Origin of the sequence: Mangrovibacterium diazotrophicum, assembly GCF_003610535.1 — a bacterium.
Taxonomy (GTDB): Bacteria; Bacteroidota; Bacteroidia; order Bacteroidales; family Prolixibacteraceae; genus Mangrovibacterium; species Mangrovibacterium diazotrophicum.
Map to the genome: position 1 here is coordinate 224,642 of NZ_RAPN01000002.1, position 20,386 is coordinate 245,027.

The window sequence follows — 20,386 nt, forward strand, 5'->3', positions numbered from 1 at the left end:
GCAGGTATTTGGACGGGATAGAAAATCGGGCAATTTTACCTTATTGTGTTTTTCGTTGCATAATATTGGAAATCGCCTACAGGTTCGTTCATGATTTAAAGTAACCGGGTTGCTTGATTCTTAATCGAGCGAATAACCCGGCTCCTTGAAAAGAATGTCCTTTCGGCCCATAATATCAGTGAGATAAACTTTGTTTTTCCATTCTCCGAAGGTAAAATCCTCAATGGTCACAGAGTACGATTCGTCACCATAGCCGATCACGCGTTGAGCCGCTTTCACAACTTCTTCGGCTAATTTCTGCTTTTGCTCTTCGGTTTTTCCTTCGAGCAACTTTATTTGAAAATGTGGCATATTTTATAAGTTAAGAACAGCCCTCCGGACTTGCGAAAGGCTGTTTCGGGATTTCAATTCCTTTTGATTTAAACGACTAGAAAGTAGCTGTATCAATCACGTAACGGTAACGCGCTTTCTTATTGACGACATTCTCCCAGGCTTCATTAATTTGCTCTCCACTGATCATCTGAATTTCCGGTTTCACACCATTATCCGCACAGTAGTGAACAACTTCCTGAGTCTCGGGAATACCACCAATCAACGAAACGTTCAGGTTCACCCGGCTGAACATTAAGCTGAAGGTATTAATCGTTAACTGCCCACCAACAGGGACACCCACTTGCGTATAGTGCCCGTCCGGCTTTACGCAGCTAGCATACGATGAAATATCGTACGCATAAGGAATTGTTGAAATCATGTAATCCAGTTTGCCTCTCATCGGTTGAAGTTTTTCAGGACTATCGACCACAATCACTTCTTTGGCTCCAAACGACTTAATGTCATCCACTTTGTCAGCTGAAGTCGTAAAGGCATACACTTCGGCCCCTTTGGAAACAGCCAATTTTACGGCCATGTGTCCCAATCCGCCAATACCGGCCACGCCAACTTTGTCGCCAATTTTAAAGTCAGCTTTCATTAGCGGCGAATAGGTTGTGATCCCCGCGCAAAGCAACGGCGCAGCTTCCTGCATACTGATATGCTCCGGAATATGCACGGCAAAGTGATCGCGAACAACAATGTTTTTTGAATATCCGCCCTGGGTGATTCCCGTTGGAGATGTTTTATCCGGGTAACCGTAGGTGAACAACGTCTGTCCATTTTCGCAGTAGTGTTCATCACCATGATTACAATTGTCGCAGGCCATACAGCTGTCCACCATACAACCAACTCCGGCACGGTCGCCCACTTTAAACTTGGTCACGTTTTTTCCAACGGCGGCAACAATACCAACAATCTCGTGCCCCGGTACCTGTGGGTATTGCTGTGGCCCCCAGTGACCTTTCATCTGGTGAATATCCGAGTGGCAAATACTCGCGTATTTCACATCGATTAGAATGTCATTGTCGCCAACCGGACGACGTTCAAACTCCCAGGGTTGAAGCTTTCCGGATGTATCGAAGGCTGCATAGCCTTTCGATTTGATATTTTGTTCCATATTTATTGAATTTGAATTGTTTGCAAACAAAGAAGCCGGGTTGCTCAACAAAACTGAAGCGCCGGCACCAGCCAAAGCCGTTTTCTGAATAAACTCTCTTCGCGAGCTTTTTCTATTGAATTGATTTTCATTCATACGATCTGGGTTTAGGATTTATGTTTGAGAATATCTAGTCAATGTGTTTAATAACCTTTGCAGGGACACCTGCAACCACTGTATTAGCCGGAACATCGCGATTAACCACTGCTCCCGCTGCCACTATTGAATTTTCACTAACCGTTACACCGGGCAGAATGGTTGCAGCTGCCCCAATCCAGGCATTTCGTTTAATCACGACTGGTTTTACCGACAAAGCTTTACGTTCTTTCGGGTTTACAGGATGTTCTTCTGTCAGGATATTCACTTTCGGGCCAATCAACACATCGTCTTCAATGGTTATCGTTCCCATATCGAGCATCGAGCAGAGATGATTGATGTAGACATTTTTACCAATTCGCGTGAACTGGCCGATGTTCACATAAACCGGTATCTGGATCGTCGAACTGGTGTCAAGTGGCTGACCGGTGATTTCGCCCCACTGTTTGCGAACTTCCTCAACATCGGGAGTTGCATTCAACCTGACCAGCAATTGCGTTGTTCGTGCTGCAACTTCGCTGATATCGCGGTACTGCGGATCAGTGTACGGAACAGCTTCGCCAGCTTGTAATCGTTCAAAAATGGTTTTGCTCATTTTATTCAATCGTTTACGGTTAAATATTCCTCTTCCGTAACTGGCTGCTTCCATTCTACAATGCCTTTTTCTATATTTGGAACGATGTAGATGTGGCTCATTGCTGAATCTTTTGAAGCTCCGTGCCAATGCAACACATTGGGTGGGCACTTCACCACGTCGCCTTTATGAATGAGCTCGATTGGTTCGCCTATTAATTGATGATAACCAACACCCGAAGTTACAATCAGGATTTGGCCGCTTGGGTGCAAATGCCAGTTGCTGCGAGCGCCTGCTTCAAAATAGACTTCCCCGGCTGCTGTGGTAAAAACCGAATCACTGGAAACCATACCAATGACATACGCATTTCCGGTAAAAAACTGAGCAGGTGCTAATTGCCCTTGCTGAAATACTTGCGACAACTGTTTATCGGGATCATTCTGCGAACTACAGCCTACCAGTGAAAAAAAACCAACGACTGCACACGCAACAAGTAGATTATTCAATAATTTTCTCATATGTATTGTTCTCTTGTGATTAAGCTTCATCGTTTATTTGCGAAAAACAGAATACAAAGGTCCGCTAAAACTTCCCTAGCGAATTACCCAAATTACGGAGAGACTTACCCCAATTACGGAACATGCTATCCGGCCTTAACGTATTTGGATTAAGTTCCTTACTTTTGTTTCAGTTATTCAAAACAAGGCTATGAGCGAGATTTTAAAAGTCAATTCAGTCGGAGAATACAACAGTTTTGTGGGGCAAGAAACCTTGCATCCGCTAGTCAGCGTTATTGACTTTGCGAAGATGGATCCCTTCTGCTTTTTCAAAGCTCAAATGAATGTTTACGCGGTCTTTCTAAAAGATATCAAATGCGGCAATATCACCTACGGGATCAACAATTACGACTACGAAGACGGTACCCTGATTTTTATTGCTCCCGGCCAGGTGTACGGGGTGGAAAGCTATAATGAGAAGCGACAAGCGCAGGGAACTGCTATTATTTTCCATCCGGATCTCATTCATGGCACTTCACTGGGAAAACACATCAAGGACTACAGCTTTTTTTCCTACGAAGTAAACGAGGCGCTGCACCTATCGGCCCGCGAACGAGCAGTTGTCAATCAATGTATTGAAAACATTAAGTATGAACTGGAACATGCCATTGACACACACAGCAAAACTTTGATTGTTTCGTACCTGGAACTTTTTCTCAACTACTGCAAACGCTTTTACGAGCGTCAGTTTATCACACGTAGCCATGTCAACAAAGACCTGCTGGTTCGCTTTGAAAAGATTTTGGATGATTATTTCGAGGCTGAAATGGCGCTCGAGCAAGGCGCTCCCACAGTTCGCTATTGTGCCGACAAGCTCTTCCTCTCGGCCAATTACCTGGGCGACCTGCTGAAAAAGGAAACGGGGAAATCAGCCCAGGAGCACATCCAGCAAAAAATGATTGACTTTGCGAAAGAACGCTTGTTCGACGCCAGCAAGTCAATTAGTGAAATTGCCTACGAATTAGGCTTCAAGCACCCGCAACATTTTACGCGCATGTTCAAGAAACAAGTCGGGGTTTCGCCGGCTGAATACCGATCGATGAATTAAAAGCCAAATCAGGTGACTTCCGGAGCCCGATCCTGCTTTTTTGTTAAAACATACGCCATCTCCGCAAATTAAAGACCAATCCATCCGAAAAATGACAATATTGGCACCTGCAAATTGTCTTCGTTTGAAATCGCAATTTTCGGGAGGCAATCACGTCAAACAATCTATCCCCAAAATGAGAAGAGTGATGAAAAAACTGGTCTTTGTTTTAATGCTTGCAATTGTCGTTTCCTGTAATCCCGAGAAAATAAAACCGCGGGTAATCGTTTTATCGGACATCAATAATATTGGTGGCGATCCCGACGACAAGCAATCCATGGGCCACCTGCTCATGTATGCCAACGAAGTGGATATTGTCGGAATTATCCCGGATCTATGGGAAGGCAACGGCGTGGAAGCTTGCATGCAATGTATTGACGCGTACGAAAAAGACTTCAACAACCCGGATTACAAATTTAAAACCTTGAACTACCCCGCTCCCGATCACCTGCGCGGATTAATCAGCAGAAATAAGGATGAAGCCATTGCGGCAATTATCAGTGAAGCCCGAAAAGGAAATACACCCGTTCATGTTCTGGTTTGGGGAAATATGAATACGCTGAAAGATGCTTTGTTTCAGGCTCCGGAGATGGCGCAAAACCTGCGAATTTACACCATTGCTACGCACCGAATGGCTGAAAATGAAGATGCTCTCCTCAATTCACGGGATACCACACAATTTGGACTACGCCGGAACTGGAATCATCCGGGAAGAGATGAGATATACAATGACGAGCGATTTGCCGATTTGTGGTGGCTCGAAAACGACTGGAGCTACAACGGCATGTTTGAAGGACAGGCTCCGCGTGATTTTCTGGGTGAAGTCAAAGAGTATGGAGCATTGGGCTACTACATTTGGGATGTTGTTCAAGCTTTCGACTGGGCACATTATTTCCGGGCCGGGGATACGCCGACTCTGCTCTATTTGCTCGAACCGGGAATTGACATTGACAATCCGGCGACCGGCTCCTGGGCCGGGAAATTTGTTCGCCCCTACCCCCAATCGCATCCAAACTACTGGATTGACGATGCGGGAACGGCTGACTGGAACTATGCCCAGCCAGAGGAAACCTGGAGTCAGGCAACTGAAGTATATCAGAATAGGGTGAACAACTTGCTGCAAAGTCGGGATGCCATGTACGATGCCTATCGCCAGAAAATGAAAGAACTCTACAACCGGAAATAACAGTGCCTGGCGCTGGTTTCATCTCAAAAAAATGGTCCCCAAAGTTTCCATCGGGGACTAATCAATGTGGAATAATAGCGCTAGTTTCTTCCTGGAACTACTCCTGGTCGAGCTTCAAATTCTGTTTCTTTTTTTGGTTTGATAAAAAGGAATAAACGCCCATAAAACCTCCCATAAATCCGCTGATGGCACCAGTTGTGCCGTGTGCAAACGCATGATCAACGACGGTTTCGGGAACGGGAACCATCAAGTAGTTCATCAGGAAGCTCATGATAAATCCCATTACTGCGCCAATAATTCCGGCGATTACTATCTGTTTCATTTGTCGATTACTTTATTGGTTACAACTTGCTTTTCTTGTCCTAATATTTTGATCTTGAACGCTGTGCAATACCGTTTCAATACCTCTCGTATTTCATCCACATAAAGCCCCAATATCAAGATGAAATAGATCAACTTCAGTCTAGTTTAAGATTGTACTGATGAAAATCCCCAATTGGTGGTTTTCGATCTTCATCGGGCCATTTCCGTACCAGTCGTAGTTTAGAGCGGCTCCAAACGAGAGCGTTTTATAACTCACTCCCACGCGACTGTACAAAAAACTGCGATCGTGTTTTCCTGTTTCAGTCAGGTGGCTGTAGAGGCCTTGTGCTCTCGTGTACAACGACCAGGCGTCTTTTATTTGAGGACGGTATTCGACAATCGCCAGGGATTCGAAGTTATGGGTTTCGGTTAAGTGGAAACCAGAACTCAACAGGCCCATAAAAGTACGGCTGTGGTAGCCATATTGAGCACCGGCATAGGGTCTGAATCCCCAGTTCGAATTAAACAAAGCCCCACCAACAACGCTCACATTTTTCACTACGTCGTACTTTAACACAGCCATGTTGATTGACTCTCGTAAAAATTCCTCATTGTCGTAATCTGCTTTCAAAAACGACAAGCCGAAAAGGCCAAATTTGTTAAGCCCTGCGAACTTTTTATCGACAATCAGCTGCGATGTAAAGCCATCTTTTCCTAAAAATACTTCGAAAGGAATCGGCGCCGAAGGTGCTACTGGTGCTTCAGTCTCCTCCGCAAAAACCGGGGTCGACGAGAACGCGGCCATAGCCATCAGTAACACGACTGCTATTTTAATCTTCTTTTTCATTTTCCGTTGTTTTAAATTCATGACTTCAAAATTGAAGAGAGAACAAATCCCTTTCAATCAAGCAGGAATGACTTCATTCCATCTTCTATTATTCGTTAAAAGTTCAGGGCAACTTCTTGTGCTTTGCCGACTGCATCGGCCACGAGTTTTTCGGTATCTTCAGTAAAAATGTCAAGGCGGTCAGCCGCGATGGTGGTGTAATCGGTAATCCCCATAAACCCGAAGATGTTACGCAGGTACTTATCTGCCATTTCGATCGACTCAACCGGCTCGGACGAATAATCGCCTCCACGTGTAATGATATTGACGGCCTTTTTATTTTTGCATAAGCCGACTGGGCCATTTTCGGTGTAAGTGAAAGTAATACCGCCCACAGCAACATAATCGATGTATGCTTTGAGGATAGCCGGAATACCTAGATTCCAGATTGGCTCGGCAACAACATACTTATCAGCATTCCTAAAATCGTAGGCAAATTTCAAGACCGGGTGATTTTGATCGTTGCTTTGCACTGCCTGGCGCAATTCCATCATTTTACCTTTTGGCAGGAATTGCAAACCGGCGTCATACAGATCAAGTTCTATAATCTCGTCGGCAGGATTATTTGCCCTGTAGGTTTCGATAAAGCTATCGGAAATACGAAAGGTCCTTGACTCTCCTTCAGCTTTTGCATTCGCTTTGATGTACAATACTTTACTCATTTTTTGTTTTTTTTCAGTTCTGCACTGTGTTTAACTTTCTATTCTGCCCTGAGGCTTTTGTACAGTCTTGACCTGCCCGTATTTTCAGAATGATCAAACCGGGAGTTCAAAACATAGCACTCCCTGTAAAGCTCGTTTTGACATAGAGCTTTAGAATCAGGATTGGCATAAAGGCGCCTTTATGCCAATCGGTATAGTTCACTGATTAAGACTGTGAGGCAAATGTATCCAGCCGTCGAAGGATTTCTTTTTACAAATGTTAAAAAGTTATTTTTTGGATCTTATACGGCTTAAAGAAACCTGGGAGATACCTAAAAAAGCGGCTGTGTCTCCTAAGGTGATTCGTTGTTGCAGATGACCGTATTCTCTTAGAAATTTGGCATAGCGACCTGTTGCATCGAGGTAAAGAAGCCCTTTTAGATTGGAGATGGCGGTATAAGCAACTATCGAGACAAATTTCCGGGCAAAGGTTTCAAACGAATGATGCCGTTGGCAAAGACGCTCAAAATCGTCGTATTCCAGGTGAATAATTGTTGTATCCTCTAAAGCGACGGTGGAATATTCGGCAGGCGAGTCATGAAAAAAGCTGTCAGTAGCAATGAAAAAATGGTCTTCTTCAAAGAATCGGAAAACATACTGATTACCGTCGTGATAGTAAAAATGCTTGGCCAGACCGGATTCAATAAAAAAGAGGTTTTTACAAACCTTTCCTTCCTGGTGGATTATTTCGCCCTTACGGTAAAAAGTTGTCCGGAGGCAATGCAGCAACTCTTCAGTTGCTTCTTCTGACAATGGCGAAATCTGATTTACTTTCTCAACAAACGCTCGCATTGGTTTAAACTTGACTAAATTTGACAGGAAGACCTACTTGCAATCTTTTTATCCGAATAGATATTCGACAGGTTGAATATAGCTAATATCTCCCTCTTTGCCGAAAAGTGTTCCGGCAAGAGGAGCAACACACCTTGTTAAAAGAGTCGGTTAAAGTCGTTCTTCAGATCCCATTGTACTCACCAACCAGACCAATAATCAATAGCCTAATTTGATAAAAATGGATGCCTGTTTTCGAAACAAATCCGGCCCACAGGCTCTCTGAGGCCTGATCTGTAATTTTGAGACAAAGAAAACTCATTCAAAAAAGCTACTATTGTACTGCGATGCTACTGCATCCTCCTCACATAAACTAGCACAAACAAAACTCGAACAACAAACCAAACCTTTGAAACGATGAAGATCCGCTCTATCCTTTCCTTTCTCCCTTTATTCCTAATAACAATTGGAGCACTGGCTCAAAGCAATTCGGGAAACCGGCTTATTTCGGTAAATCTGCAAAATGAGAAAGGCCCCATGAACACCCTATTTAAAGAATGCATTGGAGCTGGACGTGCCAACGAAGGCTTGAGGGCCGATTGGCAGCAGCAACTAAAAATAGCCAGGCAGGATTGCGATTTCAAATACATTCGCATGCACGGTTTACTAACCGACGACATGGCTGTTTACAAAGAAGACCGCCAGGGCAACCCGGTTTATAATTTTCAGTACATCGACGTACTGTACGATTATATCCTCGAAATAGGCATGAAGCCTTTTGTAGAACTCGGTTTTATGCCAAATGCACTGGCCAGCGGCGACCAAACCATTTTTTGGTGGCGCGGCAATGTAACGCCTCCCAAGGATTACAACAAATGGGAAGCACTAATCCGCAACCTGGTTCAACACTGGACCGATCGATACGGCGAGGACGAAGTCAAAACCTGGTATTTCGAGGTCTGGAACGAACCCAATCTGACTCCCGGCTTTTGGACCGGTACACAGGATGAATATTTCAAACTGTACAAATATGCGGTGCAAGGCGTTAAATCGGTCAATCCGGCCTACAAAGTTGGTGGGCCAGCTACAGCTGGTGCAGCCTGGGTTCCCGAAACCATCGAATTCTGCGAACAGAACAACGTGCCGATTGATTTCATCAGCACGCACTCGTACGGGGTTGATGCGGGCTTTTTGGATGAATTTGGCGGAACCGGCACCCGACTGAGTGCCAACGAATGGGCGGTTAGCCAGGATGTGATCAACTCCCGAAAACAAATCTCCGAATCGAACAAGCCTGATCTGGAGCTTCACTACACCGAGTGGAGTTCATCGTACACGCCGGCCGATCCTATTCACGATAGCTACCACGAAGCGGCCTACATCCTGAACAAGATCAAACAGGTTGGCGACGCTGCAACTTCTATGTCGTACTGGGTATTCACCGATATTTTTGAGGAGCCGGGCCCTCGTTTCACCCCTTTCCACGGTGGCTTCGGGTTGATGAATACACAAGGCATAAAGAAGCCGGCTTATCAGGCCTATACGTTTATGAATAAACTGAGCGAGACTGAACTGGCGAATACCGACGATCATTCGTGGGCTTGCAAAAACGAAAAAGGCGACTTCCAGCTTTTGTTTTGGGACTATACTTATACCCTGCCCGACGACTCGATCAACAACCAGGATTACTACAACCGGGATTTGCCTGCCAAAAGTAAAGGCACTTGTCGTGTCTCCATTTCCGGTGTTCCCGAAGGAAACTACCAACTCGAGGTTTACCGGGTTGGTTACATGCACAACGATCCTTACAGCCTTTATTATCAACTCGGAATGCCAAGCCAATTAAGCAAGAAACAGGTTGAATTTCTAAAAGAAAACAGCAACGGAATACCTGAGAAATCAGAATTGGTGAAAGTAGCGGCTGACGGAACTTTTGATCGGGAAATTCCACTCCATGAGAACGACGTGTACCTGCTTCGCTTTACAAAACTTTAATGTAAAAATTGACAACCGCGTCTATTTTCGAATAAAATCAAGATCAAAACATGAAAACTCTTTTCACTATTCTTATAGCTTGTTTGGGACTATTAGCCCAAGCGCAAAATACGGTACCGACCAGCAGCTACTCGAACCCGATTTTTGCCGGCGATTACCCGGATCCAAGTATTCTGCGCGATGGCGATGATTTTTACATCGTTCATTCTTCGTTTGAATATTACCCGGGACTACTCATCTGGCATTCGACCGATTTAATCAACTGGACTCCCATAGCGAATGCCTTACATACTTACGTGGGTTCGGTTTGGGCACCCGATCTGGTGAAATACGATGGAAAATATTACATCTACTTTCCAGCCGACAATACCAACTATGTAATTACCGCCGACAACATTGAAGGCCCCTGGAGTGAACCGGTTGAATTGCATGTCAGCATGATTGATCCGGGCCATGTCGCGGACGCAGAAGGAAATCGCTACCTGTATTTCAGCAGTGGCAGTTATGTACCCTTATCGAAAGACGGGCTTTCCATCGCCGGAGATATTCAACATAGTTACGATGGCTGGGAAATTCCCCGCGACTGGTCGATCGAATGTTATTGCATGGAAGGACCAAAATTGGTAAAGCGGGGTGATTATTATTACCTGACGGTTGCCGAAGGCGGAACAGCCGGACCTCCGACAGGACACATGGTTGTTTCCGCCCGATCGAAATCGCCACTTGGCCCTTGGGAAAATTCACCCTTCAACCCAATTTTGCGGGCCGAAACGAATAAAGAACGCTGGTGCTCGGTTGGGCACGGCACCGTATTCGACGATGGCAAAGGTAACTGGTACATGTTATTCCATGGTTACGAAAACGGCCATTACAACATGGGACGCCAAACGATGCTGGTTCCGATTGAATGGACCGAATATGGCTGGTACAAAATTCCGGATAATCTGGATATCGCCATGCCAATTGAACTTCCTAAAGGCGAGTCAATCATTCAGTCTCGCTATCCGTTGAGCGACCAGTTTGATGACAACACACTGAACCCCCAATGGAAATTCTTTGGCGGTTATGACGAAGGACGATTCACCATGGCTGACAACAGCATTACCATCGAAGGCAAAGGCCATGCAATTGCCGACTGCTCACCGATGCTCTGTATTCCATCGGATCATAATTACACCGCCGAGGTGGAAATGGAAATTGAAGGCAATGCCATTGGCGGATTAACGATGTTCTACAACCGCCAAGCTTCGTCCGGCATTTTGGCCGACAGCAACAATATTCTGACCAACATCAAAGGGTGGCAATTTGTAACCGAAAAAAACGTGATCAACCGACATGTTTATCTGCAAATTAAGAATGTCGACGATGTGGTAAACATGTTTTACAGTTTAGATGGCGAAAACTGGACGCAAACCGAGAATTCCCTGGAAGTATCCGGATTTCATCATAACGTCTTAGGCGGATTCCTTAGTTTGCGAATCGGACTGTGCGCGATTGGCGATGGAAAAGTCAAGTTTAAAAACTTTATTTATACACCTATCCCGTAACCATTTTCAAAACGAGCAAGAACAGATTTTAAAAATGCCCTATTGCCGATTGCATCAAAGCAAGGTCAATAGGGCAAATTTTGTAGTATTTAAACGAATAAATAAACAATAGTTCTAGCGTGTTCCACGGTTTCAAATCATAGCTTTCACCTTCCCAAACAAAGGCCCCTGTCACGCTATCCGGCACCCGACTAGCCATTGTTAGCACTGTTTTTTATGCTCTCAACAATGAAAGAAAGGATAAAAGATTGATGTAACAACTTAAAATAAGGTCGATTTGCCTGTAATCACAAAAGAATCAGAACTTATTGATGAATTCCATGCCCTTTAAAAATTGTTCCGAGCATTTTCAAGGGTCTGCAAAAGCGATTTCTGGAAATTTGACACCACTAAAAACAAAAGCCTCACAAGTTATTTACTTGCAAGACTTTATCGTTTTTCGGTGTGACTCAGCTGGGGCTCGAACCCAGGACCCCATCCTTAAAAGGGATGTGCTCTACCAGCTGAGCTACTGAGTCATCCTCTGTAGTGTTGCCCTTTTGTTTAAAGGCGCTGCAAAGGTAAAAACACAAAACTTATCTGCAAACTTTCGCATGCATTTTTTGAAAAAAATCGCCTTTCAGTTATCAACAATGCTTTGTTAACTGCGACTTTCAGACATCAAACAAAAAAAGTTTACATTTGTGCTTTGCTTTTAAATCAATGAAAAACAAAGTTGTTATTATTACCGGAGCATCATCCGGAATCGGAAAAGCCCTGGCTTACGAATTTGCATCGAAGGGAGCCAAATTAGTTTTGGCAGCCCGACGAATTGAATTACTTCAAGAGTTAAAACAAGAAATAACAAATACCGAAGTCGTCATTCACCCAACCGACGTTAGCCGCGAAGACGACTGCAAATCATTAATCGAAAAAGCAATTTCAACCTTTGGACAAATAGACATCCTGATTAACAATGCAGGAATTTCGATGCGGGCGATATTCGAGGACGTTGAATTGGATGTGCTCCACAAACTCATGGATGTGAACTTTTGGGGTACGGTTTACTGCTCAAAATACGCACTTCCCCACCTATTAAAAACAAAAGGGTCATTGGTTGGCATTATTTCGATCGCCGGTTTCGTGGGGCTTCCGGGAAGAACCGGGTATGCAGCCTCTAAATTTGCTATTCGCGGATTTCTGGACACCGTTCGGATTGAGAACCTCCGTAATGGCTTGCATGTACTTGTGGCCGCTCCTGGTTTTACTGCCAGCGACGTTCGCAAGTCGGCATTGACTGCCCATGGCAACAACCAGGGAGAAACGCCGCGGAACGAAGAAAAAATGATGTCGGCTGAAGTCTGTGCTCAACATATCGTGAAGGCGATTGAAAAACGCAAACGCCAATTAATACTTACTTTTTTGGAAGGTAAAATGACTGTTTTCCTCGGGAAATTCTGTCCAAAAATCCTGGATAAACTTACCTTCAAACACATGGCTAAAGAGCCGGATTCTCCGTTTAAATAAATACAAATGTTGGTTCACGAAACAAAAATTCGAGTTTATTACGAGGATACTGATAAAATGGGTGTTGTATATTACGGCAACTATCCCCGCTACTACGAAATAGGCCGCACCGAATTAATTCGCAGCCTTGGCGTCTCCTACCGCGAAATGGAAGAATCAGGTATCATGTTGCCGGCAAGCAGCCTGAAAGTAAACTACATCAAGTCGGCTTATTATGATGATTTATTGACCGTAAAAACAATTATTGAAAAAGTCCCGCTCGTCAAATTTCCAATCAAAACAGAGATTTACAACGAAAATGGAGAACTGATCAACGAGGGCGAGACCGTCCTGGCATTTTTCGATCAGAAAGCAGGAAAACCATGCCGGGCACCTCAATATTTCCGCGACAGACTGGCTGAACTTATTTAAAAACGATAGTGTTCGACTAGCGTAAAAACAAAGGAAATCACCACCACCAAGACGATAATAACACCGGCAATTTTATTAAACCACCAAAGCACCCGGAGGTTAAATTTATGCCGAAACATGCTCACCAGGCTGGTCAGCACGAGCCACCAGGCGTTCGTCCCAACAAAAACTCCTCCCACCATCGAAATCGCCTGCGAAGGATCGTCCATCTGAAAAACGATTCCGGAACTGGCAAAAACAGCCAGGAATATAAAAACGACCATGGGATTAGGGAACGTAATCAAAAAGGTTGAGAGAAAATCCTGGAAATAGGAGTTCCCTTTTCGCCGGAATTTGCGCAAATCAGTCACCGGGTCTTTGAAGAAAATATGTATCCCCAGTGCGAGCACCATCAACCCACCAAAAATCTGGAACGCCATCTCATGCGAACGAATGAAATCGATAATATAAGTTATACTAAAACCAGCAACAACCGCATAAATCGTATCCGAAACCGATGCACCCATGCCCGACAGGAATCCACTAATCCTGTTCTTGTTCACCGTCCGCTGAATGATTAGAATTCCGATCGGCCCCAATGGTACGGAAACGGCCAATCCTACGATTACCCCTTTTAAGAATAGCGATAGAAACATGCTACAAAAATAACATAAATGCATTTTACAAAAAGTGTGCATCCATATTTAGCAGAATTTTTAACAAATGCCCACCTGCTCAATTTTTAGTTTGTAAATTTAGGCCTCCCAATCAGACTCTAAAAACAAAAATGATACGATCATGAAAAGACTATCACTCCTTTCAATTCTACTTCTGTTAATAACACAACTCATGGCACAGGATTTAAAAATCAAGCTTTGGCCCGACGGAGCTCCAAATAAAACAACAGTTCCGGGAGAAGAAAAATACTACATCAACAACGGCACCTACCGATACGAAAATATATCCGAGGCAGAACTCTTTGTTTATCTTCCCGAAGAACAGAAAAACACCGGAGCAGCAGTGGTTATTTGCCCGGGAGGAGGCTATTGGGTTGAAGCAATTGATCACGAAGGATTTCAGATTGCTGAATATTTGAAAGGAAAAGGGGTTGCTGCCATCGTGCTGAAATACCGTCTTCCTTATGGAAACTCGGAAGTCCCCCTATCTGATGCGCTCCAAGCCATCCGATACGTGCGCTCAAAAGCTGACGAATGGCACCTTGATCCTTCCAAAGTCGGTATTGCTGGGGCTTCAGCCGGAGGCCACCTCGCTTCGACTGCCGGTACACATTTCACCCTGGGAGACGCCAACGCTACTGACCCGTTGCAGAAATTGAGCAGTCGCCCGGATTTTATGCTACTACTCTACCCCGTCATCAGTTTTGACGAAAAAATCACTCATGTGGGCTCCAGAACCAACCTGATTGGAAAAACCAACGACTGGAAAATCGCTTCTGAATTTTCTAACGAGCTTCAAGTCACAGAAGATACGCCTCCGACTTTCCTGGTATTAGCCGATGACGATCACGGCGTTGTACCCGAAAATTCGATCCGCTTTTACATGGCCTTGAAGAAATACGATATACCTGCCGAGATGCATATTTTTGCCAAAGGCGGACACGGATTTGGAATGAAAAAATTGAATTTGCCGACCGAAAAATGGCCCGATCTATTTTACGAATGGATGCAAACCATGCAAATCGTTCCTAACCCGTAAATCGTCGGAATACAAAATGATATGCTGATAAAAGTCAAGGAATTAATTCTTGGCTTTTTTCATTTACAACGGTACTTTTGATAAACCAATTTTCAAACGCAACAAAAGCTTTGAACAACACACAGTATATGAATTCAGAAAACCACCCCACCGAAGTCTTTAAATTTTGTCCGCGCTGCGGTTCCGATAAGTTCACAACTTCGGGCCCGCGCTCCAAGCATTGCCCGGATTGCTCGTTCAGTTATTTCTTCAACGCATCGGCTGCAGCAAGCGCTTTGATTTTTGACGACGAAGGCCGCCTGATGTTGACGCGCCGGGGAATCAATCCACACAAAGGCAAACTCGACCTTCCCGGAGGCTTTGTTGAACACGATGAATCGGCAGAAGAGGCCATTATTCGGGAGCTGCACGAAGAGCTGGGAGCTGAAGTTCAGGACCTCAAGTTCTACGGTACTTTCCCGAATCAATATGAATTTTCAGGGATAATTGTGTACACGCTCGATTCAACTTTTATTATAAAACTAAAATCGTTGGACAACCTGCATCCGCAGGACGATATCACGGGAATTGAATTTCACAAGTTGGAGGATATCGACTTGAATGACATTCCCTTTCGGTCCATTCAAAATACAATCAAAAAACTACGAGAAAACAACTAGCATGAAGGTAATTATACAACAGCGTCTTGTACGCTTACGACAGGAAATGGCAAAATCCGGTTTGGATGCCTTATACATTTCAGGAACAGATCCGCATCAAAGCGAATACCTCCCCGACTATTGGCAGGTACGCGAATTTATTTCGGGTTTCAACGGATCAGCCGGCTTCCTGATGATCACCAAAGATGCTGCTGCACTTTGGACTGATTCGCGCTATTTTCTGCAAGCAACAGACCAACTTGCAGGAACCGGCATCGACCTGATGAAACTTCGGGTGGAAGGAACGCCCAGCCCGGCTGAATGGGTCGGAAATTTACTGCCGGCGCAAAGCCTGATCGGCACGGATGCAGCCTGCCTATCGATCGCGCAATTCAAGACACTGAAACAAAGCCTGGCATCGAACGATCAAAAGTTAACCGACTGCGGCGATCTGATGAAAACAATCTGGGAAAACCGACCGCCACTCCCGCTTGATCCGATTTTTGAACATGACACCAAATACACCGGGCGAACCCGCCTCGAAAAAATCGAGTTGATCCGGCAGCAAACAAAAGCAGCCAAAGCACAAGCAACATTGCTGACAGCCTTGGACGACATCGCCTGGACCTTCAACTTGCGGGGGTGCGATATTTCATACAACCCGGTTTTCTTGTCTTTCGCGCTAATTACCGAGACTACTATTTCACTCTATATTGATGGTGAAAAAGTATTGCCTGGTTTGAATCAGAAACTCGTGTCAGAAGGAATTAGTGTGAAAGAATATGCTGCCATCTACGAAGACTTGGCGTTGCTTTCGGGCAAAATATTGATTGATCCGGATCGGACAAATCAGGCATTGCTCGAAGCAATTTCACCCGATGCATCGATTAGCTATCAATTGTCGATCCCAACGATTCTGAAAGCAACGAAAACAGATCACGAACTTGAGATGATCAAACTGGCGATGCGCAAAGACGGCATTGCTTTGGTCAAGTTTCTGTATTGGCTCTCCAAAACTGTTGGTACCGAAGAAATAAACGAATACGATGTGTTGCTGAAACTGGACGAATTTCGGGCAACTCAGGATGGCTTTAAAGGAGCCAGCTTTTATTCAATCGTCGGCTACAACGGCAATGGTGCAATCGTTCACCGCTCGGTGACAAAAGAAACCGCTGCTCCAATCAAGGCAGAAGGAATTTTGCTGATTGACTCCGGCGGCCAGTACCTTGAAGGAACAACTGACATTACCCGGACGATTGCACTTGGTAAAGTGGGTACGTTAGCCAAAGAAGATTACACTTTGGTTTTAAAAGGTACAATTGGATTGGCCGAGGTCAAATTTCCGGCAAACACACCGGGGGCCAACATCGATTTGGCAGCACGCCAAGCACTGTGGCAAACAGGACGAAATTACGGGCATGGCACCGGCCACGGAATTGGCTTCTTCCTCAATGTTCACGAAGGACCGATGAGCATCCGCCAGGAATACAACAACCGCGTAATCGAACCGGGAATGGTTATTTCGGATGAGCCTGCTTTTTATCGTGAAGGTCAATACGGAATACGAACTGAAAATGTAATTGCTTGCCGCGAATGGATCACCACAGACTACGGCCGTTTCCTTCAGTTTGAAACTTTGACCCTTTGCCCAATCGACACCCGCTTGATTGAACGAAAACTTTTATCGGAATCAGAAATCAACTGGTTAAACGACTACCACCATCGCTGCTACGATGAACTCTCTCCGTTTGTGAATGACGAAGAAAAAGAATTTTTGAAGCAGACAACAGCTGCTATCTAAATAGAAAAAGCCGGTCGATGACCGGCTTTTTTATGCTTGCTATTTTCAATTTTATTCATTCATCGAAATCAGGAACTCTTCAACCGAAGCACTTCTCATGATACGGGTTTTGATGAATTCCATTGCCTCCAGCGAGTTCATGTCGGCCAGGTAGTTACGCAAAATCCAAATCTTGTCCATAATTGGTTTCGGCAGCAACATATCTTCGCGACGTGTGCTTGAAGATACAATATCCACAGCAGGGAAAATACGCTTGTTGGAAAGCTTGCGATCCAACTGAAGTTCCATGTTACCTGTTCCCTTGAATTCTTCGAAGATTACATCGTCCATTTTTGATCCGGTTTCGGTCAAAGCTGTTGACAATATCGTCAATGAACCACCTTCTTCAATGTTACGGGCAGCACCAAAGAAACGCTTCGGTTTGTGCAATGCATTGGCATCAACCCCACCCGACAGCACTTTACCTGAAGCCGGAGCTACGGTGTTGTAAGCACGTGCCAAACGTGTAATCGAGTCCAACAGGATTACAACATCGTGACCACATTCAACCAAACGTTTTGCTTTTTCCAGAACCATACCGGCAACACGTACGTGGCGTTCAGCCGGCTCGTCGAATGTTGATGAAATCACTTCAGCATTTACGCTGCGAGCCATATCTGTCACCTCTTCCGGACGTTCGTCGATCAACAATACAATCATGTAAACCTCAGGATGGTTGGCTGCAATCGCGTTGGCAATCTCTTTCAACAACATGGTTTTACCCGTTTTCGGTTGAGCTACAATCAAGCCACGTTGTCCCTTACCGATCGGCGAGAACAAATCAACAACACGAGTTGAAATATTGTCGTGACCATTTCCGGTGATGTTGAATTTCTCGGTCGGGAACAAAGGAGTCAAGTGATCGAATGGCACGCGATCGCGGATATAATCCGGCGTACGACCATTGATTGACAACACTTTAATCAACGGGAAATATTTTTCACCTTCTTTCGGAGGACGAATTGTTCCTTCGACAGTATCACCTGTTTTCAGTCCGAACAATTTGATCTGAGACTGCGAAACATAAATATCGTCCGGTGAATTCAAATAATTGTAATCGCTTGAACGCAAAAAGCCGTAACCATCAGGCATAATTTCCAGCACACCCGCATTGGTGATAATACCTTCAAACTCGTAAGGTTTTTCGTGTGAATGGCCATTACCACCTGATCCACCTTGTTTTGGCTTATTTTGTCCTTGTTGATTTTCCCACTTTTGATGTGGTTTATTTTTTGGACGTTGGTCCTGCTGCTTGTACTCTTTTTGTTGATCGCGAGAAAAATCTCTCTTTTGATCCTGGCCGCCTTGTGGATTTTGAGCTACCGGAGTTTCGCGTTCCTGAACCTTTTCTTCCTGCTTAAATTCAGGTTTTGAAATCGGTTCCTGTTTCTCTTCCTTAGCTACCGGAGCATCTTGTTGTTGATCCGCTTCTTCCCTATTTTGCTCTGCCTCACGCTGACGTTGTTTTTTTGCAAAATCAAATGCTGAGGCCGCTTTTATCACAACTGCTGTACGACGACGTTTTTTGGGTTGTTCGTCCGTATTATCATCCTGCTTTGAGTCGTCTTCAGACTTGTCGTCCTGTTTAACATTCTTTGCAGGATTCGGTTTTGCCTTTGCAATATTTTCTTTGGAAGATTCAGATTTCTTTTCTGATGCAAGAATAGCTTGAGTATCTAATATCTTGTAAATCAAATCCTGTTTCTTATAGGATTCTATTTTTTTGATTTTAAGCTCCTTCGCTATTTCCCGCAAATCAGGAAGCAACTTTCGGCTTAATTCAATAATATCGTACATATTTTGAAAATTATTTTAACATCCCAAAAACTTATCTGGAGAAGTGTGTGATAAAAGGATTAAGAATATGGATTTATAGATTCTTGCGAATTATTCTGCAATAATAACTAATAACTCGTTAAAACCAAAAAAATCGGATTTTTTTTAAATACCTTCAAATCCGCGCTCTCAGTACATTCAATACAAAATTAGAAACAATCAAAAAAAATAAAAGTTCGTTCATGTAGCGAAACAGACATTTCGCCCTTAAAAACATCTCATTCATAAAAATATGGGCAAGTTCTTCACGTTTAATTCTAGTAATGATTAATTTCGGCACTGAACAATACCTACTAGGAACTGGTTTAGATGATCGAACCGTACCCAAATTATAACTAACATAACTCGGTAACCACATGAGGCAGCTTAAGATAACGAAACAGGTAACGAATAGAGAAACCTTATCGCTGGATAAGTATCTCCACGAGATCGGTAAAGTAGAACTTCTTAGCGCTGAAAAAGAAGTTGAATTGGCCAAAAAAATCAGAAAAGGCGACCGTCGTGCCTTGGAAGAATTAATCAAGGCAAATCTACGTTTTGTCGTCTCTGTTTCTAAACAATATCAAAATCAAGGATTAAGTCTACCCGACCTTATTAATGAAGGCAATTTAGGCCTGATAAAAGCCGCACAGCGTTTTGATGAAACGCGCGGTTTCAAATTTATTTCCTACGCTGTTTGGTGGATTCGCCAATCGATTCTGCAGGCCTTGGCTGAGCAAGCTCGTATTGTCAGATTACCTTTGAATAAGATCGGATCAATCAATAAAATTAACCGGACATTCTCGAAGCTCGAACAGGAGTTCCAGCGTGAGCCGACCCCGGAAGAAGTAGCAGGCATTCTGGAAACGTCATCAGATATGGTGGAAGAAGCGATCAAGGTATCGAATCACCACGTATCGATGGATGCGCCGTTGCGCGACGAAGACGACAATAGTCTTTACGACGTCATGCTGAATGACGAATCGCCAAGTCCGGACAGTGGCCTGATCACAAATTCACTCCGAAAAGAGATCGAACGTACGCTTTCAACCCTGGGGGAACGCGAAGCCGAAATTCTGAAGCACTACTTCGGGCTGAATGGCTACCGGCAACACACCTTGGAGGAAATCGGTGACATCTTCAATTTAACTCGGGAACGGGTGCGCCAGATCAAAGAAAAATCGATCAAAAAATTAAAAAACAATTACCGGAACCGCTTGTTAAAAGCATATCTTGGACAGTAGAACCGA

Annotated in this window: 20 protein-coding genes and 1 tRNA gene; 10 read left to right on the forward strand and 11 right to left on the reverse strand. The window is 44.3% G+C overall.

Annotated elements, in window-relative coordinates:
* Positions 1 to 120: 120 nt before the first annotated feature.
* The 4 genes from BC643_RS17060 to BC643_RS17075 form a co-directional block, all read right to left on the reverse strand.
* Positions 121 to 351 carry a tautomerase family protein gene (locus BC643_RS17060; protein WP_120274479.1) on the reverse strand — a complete coding sequence of 77 codons (231 nt, stop codon included), beginning with the start codon at positions 349 to 351 and terminating at the stop codon, positions 121 to 123.
* A gap of 76 nt (positions 352 to 427) precedes the next feature.
* Positions 428 to 1,624 carry an NAD(P)-dependent alcohol dehydrogenase gene (locus BC643_RS17065; protein ID WP_120274480.1) on the reverse strand — a complete coding sequence of 399 codons (1,197 nt, stop codon included), beginning with the start codon at positions 1,622 to 1,624 and terminating at the stop codon, positions 428 to 430.
* A gap of 34 nt (positions 1,625 to 1,658) precedes the next feature.
* Positions 1,659 to 2,219, reverse strand: coding sequence for a DapH/DapD/GlmU-related protein (locus tag BC643_RS17070; RefSeq protein ID WP_120274481.1), 561 nt, complete (start codon positions 2,217 to 2,219; stop codon positions 1,659 to 1,661).
* Between the two features lie 5 nt (positions 2,220 to 2,224).
* Entirely contained in the window at positions 2,225 to 2,716 is a 492-nt protein-coding gene (locus BC643_RS17075; protein ID WP_120274482.1) for a cupin domain-containing protein, read from the reverse strand.
* Positions 2,717 to 2,906: 190 nt separating this feature from the next.
* On the opposite strand from BC643_RS17075, the gene BC643_RS17080 reads away from it, so the two are divergent.
* Both BC643_RS17080 and BC643_RS17085 read left to right on the forward strand, forming a co-directional pair.
* Positions 2,907 to 3,803, forward strand: coding sequence for a helix-turn-helix domain-containing protein (locus BC643_RS17080; RefSeq protein ID WP_120274483.1), 897 nt, complete (start codon positions 2,907 to 2,909; stop codon positions 3,801 to 3,803).
* A gap of 187 nt (positions 3,804 to 3,990) precedes the next feature.
* Entirely contained in the window at positions 3,991 to 5,028 is a 1,038-nt protein-coding gene (locus tag BC643_RS17085; RefSeq protein ID WP_170154600.1) for a nucleoside hydrolase-like domain-containing protein, read from the forward strand.
* A 97-nt stretch (positions 5,029 to 5,125) separates the two neighbouring features.
* Here the strand turns inward: BC643_RS17085 and BC643_RS17090 are convergent, their stop codons facing one another.
* From BC643_RS17090 to BC643_RS17105, 4 genes are all read right to left on the reverse strand, one after another.
* Positions 5,126 to 5,350 (reverse strand): hypothetical protein, encoded by a 225-nt coding sequence (locus BC643_RS17090; RefSeq protein WP_120274485.1) that lies wholly within the window; start codon positions 5,348 to 5,350, stop codon positions 5,126 to 5,128.
* A gap of 141 nt (positions 5,351 to 5,491) precedes the next feature.
* On the reverse strand, positions 5,492 to 6,178 hold the full coding sequence (locus BC643_RS17095) for a hypothetical protein (protein ID WP_147377255.1): 687 nt from the start codon (positions 6,176 to 6,178) through the stop codon (positions 5,492 to 5,494).
* A gap of 95 nt (positions 6,179 to 6,273) precedes the next feature.
* A complete protein-coding gene (locus BC643_RS17100) occupies positions 6,274 to 6,879 on the reverse strand; it encodes an FMN-dependent NADH-azoreductase (RefSeq protein WP_120274487.1) in 606 nt (201 codons plus the stop codon).
* A gap of 267 nt (positions 6,880 to 7,146) precedes the next feature.
* The gene (locus tag BC643_RS17105) at positions 7,147 to 7,671 is read right to left on the reverse strand and encodes a Crp/Fnr family transcriptional regulator (protein WP_170154601.1); all 525 of its coding nucleotides are present in this window, start codon (positions 7,669 to 7,671) and stop codon (positions 7,147 to 7,149) included.
* Between the two features lie 435 nt (positions 7,672 to 8,106).
* Here BC643_RS17105 and BC643_RS17110 point away from each other — a divergent pair, with 435 nt between their 5' ends.
* The gene (locus BC643_RS17110; RefSeq protein ID WP_120274489.1) at positions 8,107 to 9,684 is read left to right on the forward strand and encodes a GH39 family glycosyl hydrolase; all 1,578 of its coding nucleotides are present in this window, start codon (positions 8,107 to 8,109) and stop codon (positions 9,682 to 9,684) included.
* Positions 9,685 to 9,734: 50 nt separating this feature from the next.
* Positions 9,735 to 11,231 (forward strand): family 43 glycosylhydrolase, encoded by a 1,497-nt coding sequence (locus BC643_RS17115; RefSeq protein ID WP_120274490.1) that lies wholly within the window; start codon positions 9,735 to 9,737, stop codon positions 11,229 to 11,231.
* Positions 11,232 to 11,676: 445 nt separating this feature from the next.
* On the opposite strand, the gene BC643_RS17120 is transcribed toward BC643_RS17115, so the two are convergent.
* Positions 11,677 to 11,749, reverse strand: a tRNA-Lys gene (locus BC643_RS17120).
* Positions 11,750 to 11,933: 184 nt separating this feature from the next.
* Here BC643_RS17120 and BC643_RS17125 point away from each other — a divergent pair.
* Both BC643_RS17125 and BC643_RS17130 read left to right on the forward strand, forming a co-directional pair.
* Positions 11,934 to 12,737, forward strand: coding sequence for an SDR family oxidoreductase (locus BC643_RS17125; RefSeq protein WP_120274491.1), 804 nt, complete (start codon positions 11,934 to 11,936; stop codon positions 12,735 to 12,737).
* A 6-nt stretch (positions 12,738 to 12,743) separates the two neighbouring features.
* The gene (locus BC643_RS17130; RefSeq protein WP_120274492.1) at positions 12,744 to 13,148 is read left to right on the forward strand and encodes an acyl-CoA thioesterase; all 405 of its coding nucleotides are present in this window, start codon (positions 12,744 to 12,746) and stop codon (positions 13,146 to 13,148) included.
* Here BC643_RS17130 and BC643_RS17135 read toward each other — a convergent pair.
* Positions 13,145 to 13,783: a LysE family translocator gene (locus BC643_RS17135; RefSeq protein ID WP_170154602.1), complete on the reverse strand. Its 639-nt coding sequence runs from the start codon at positions 13,781 to 13,783 to the stop codon at positions 13,145 to 13,147. The two genes, BC643_RS17130 and BC643_RS17135, sit on opposite strands and share 4 nt — an antisense overlap.
* Before the next feature lie 142 nt (positions 13,784 to 13,925).
* Between BC643_RS17135 and BC643_RS17140 the strand changes: the two genes are divergently transcribed.
* From BC643_RS17140 to BC643_RS17150, 3 genes are all read left to right on the forward strand, one after another.
* Positions 13,926 to 14,843: an alpha/beta hydrolase gene (locus tag BC643_RS17140; RefSeq protein WP_120274494.1), complete on the forward strand. Its 918-nt coding sequence runs from the start codon at positions 13,926 to 13,928 to the stop codon at positions 14,841 to 14,843.
* Positions 14,844 to 14,971: 128 nt separating this feature from the next.
* Entirely contained in the window at positions 14,972 to 15,502 is a 531-nt protein-coding gene (locus BC643_RS17145; protein ID WP_147377256.1) for an NUDIX domain-containing protein, read from the forward strand.
* A 1-nt stretch (position 15,503) separates the two neighbouring features.
* Positions 15,504 to 17,282, forward strand: a complete 1,779-nt coding sequence (locus BC643_RS17150; protein ID WP_170154603.1) for an aminopeptidase P family protein — start codon at positions 15,504 to 15,506, stop codon at positions 17,280 to 17,282.
* A gap of 51 nt (positions 17,283 to 17,333) precedes the next feature.
* On the opposite strand, the gene rho is transcribed toward BC643_RS17150, so the two are convergent.
* A complete protein-coding gene (gene rho / locus BC643_RS17155) occupies positions 17,334 to 19,118 on the reverse strand; it encodes a transcription termination factor Rho (protein WP_120274497.1) in 1,785 nt (594 codons plus the stop codon).
* A gap of 395 nt (positions 19,119 to 19,513) precedes the next feature.
* On the opposite strand from rho, the gene BC643_RS17160 reads away from it, so the two are divergent.
* Positions 19,514 to 20,380 (forward strand): sigma-70 family RNA polymerase sigma factor, encoded by an 867-nt coding sequence (locus BC643_RS17160; protein WP_120274498.1) that lies wholly within the window; start codon positions 19,514 to 19,516, stop codon positions 20,378 to 20,380.
* The last annotated feature ends 6 nt before the right edge of the window (positions 20,381 to 20,386 follow it).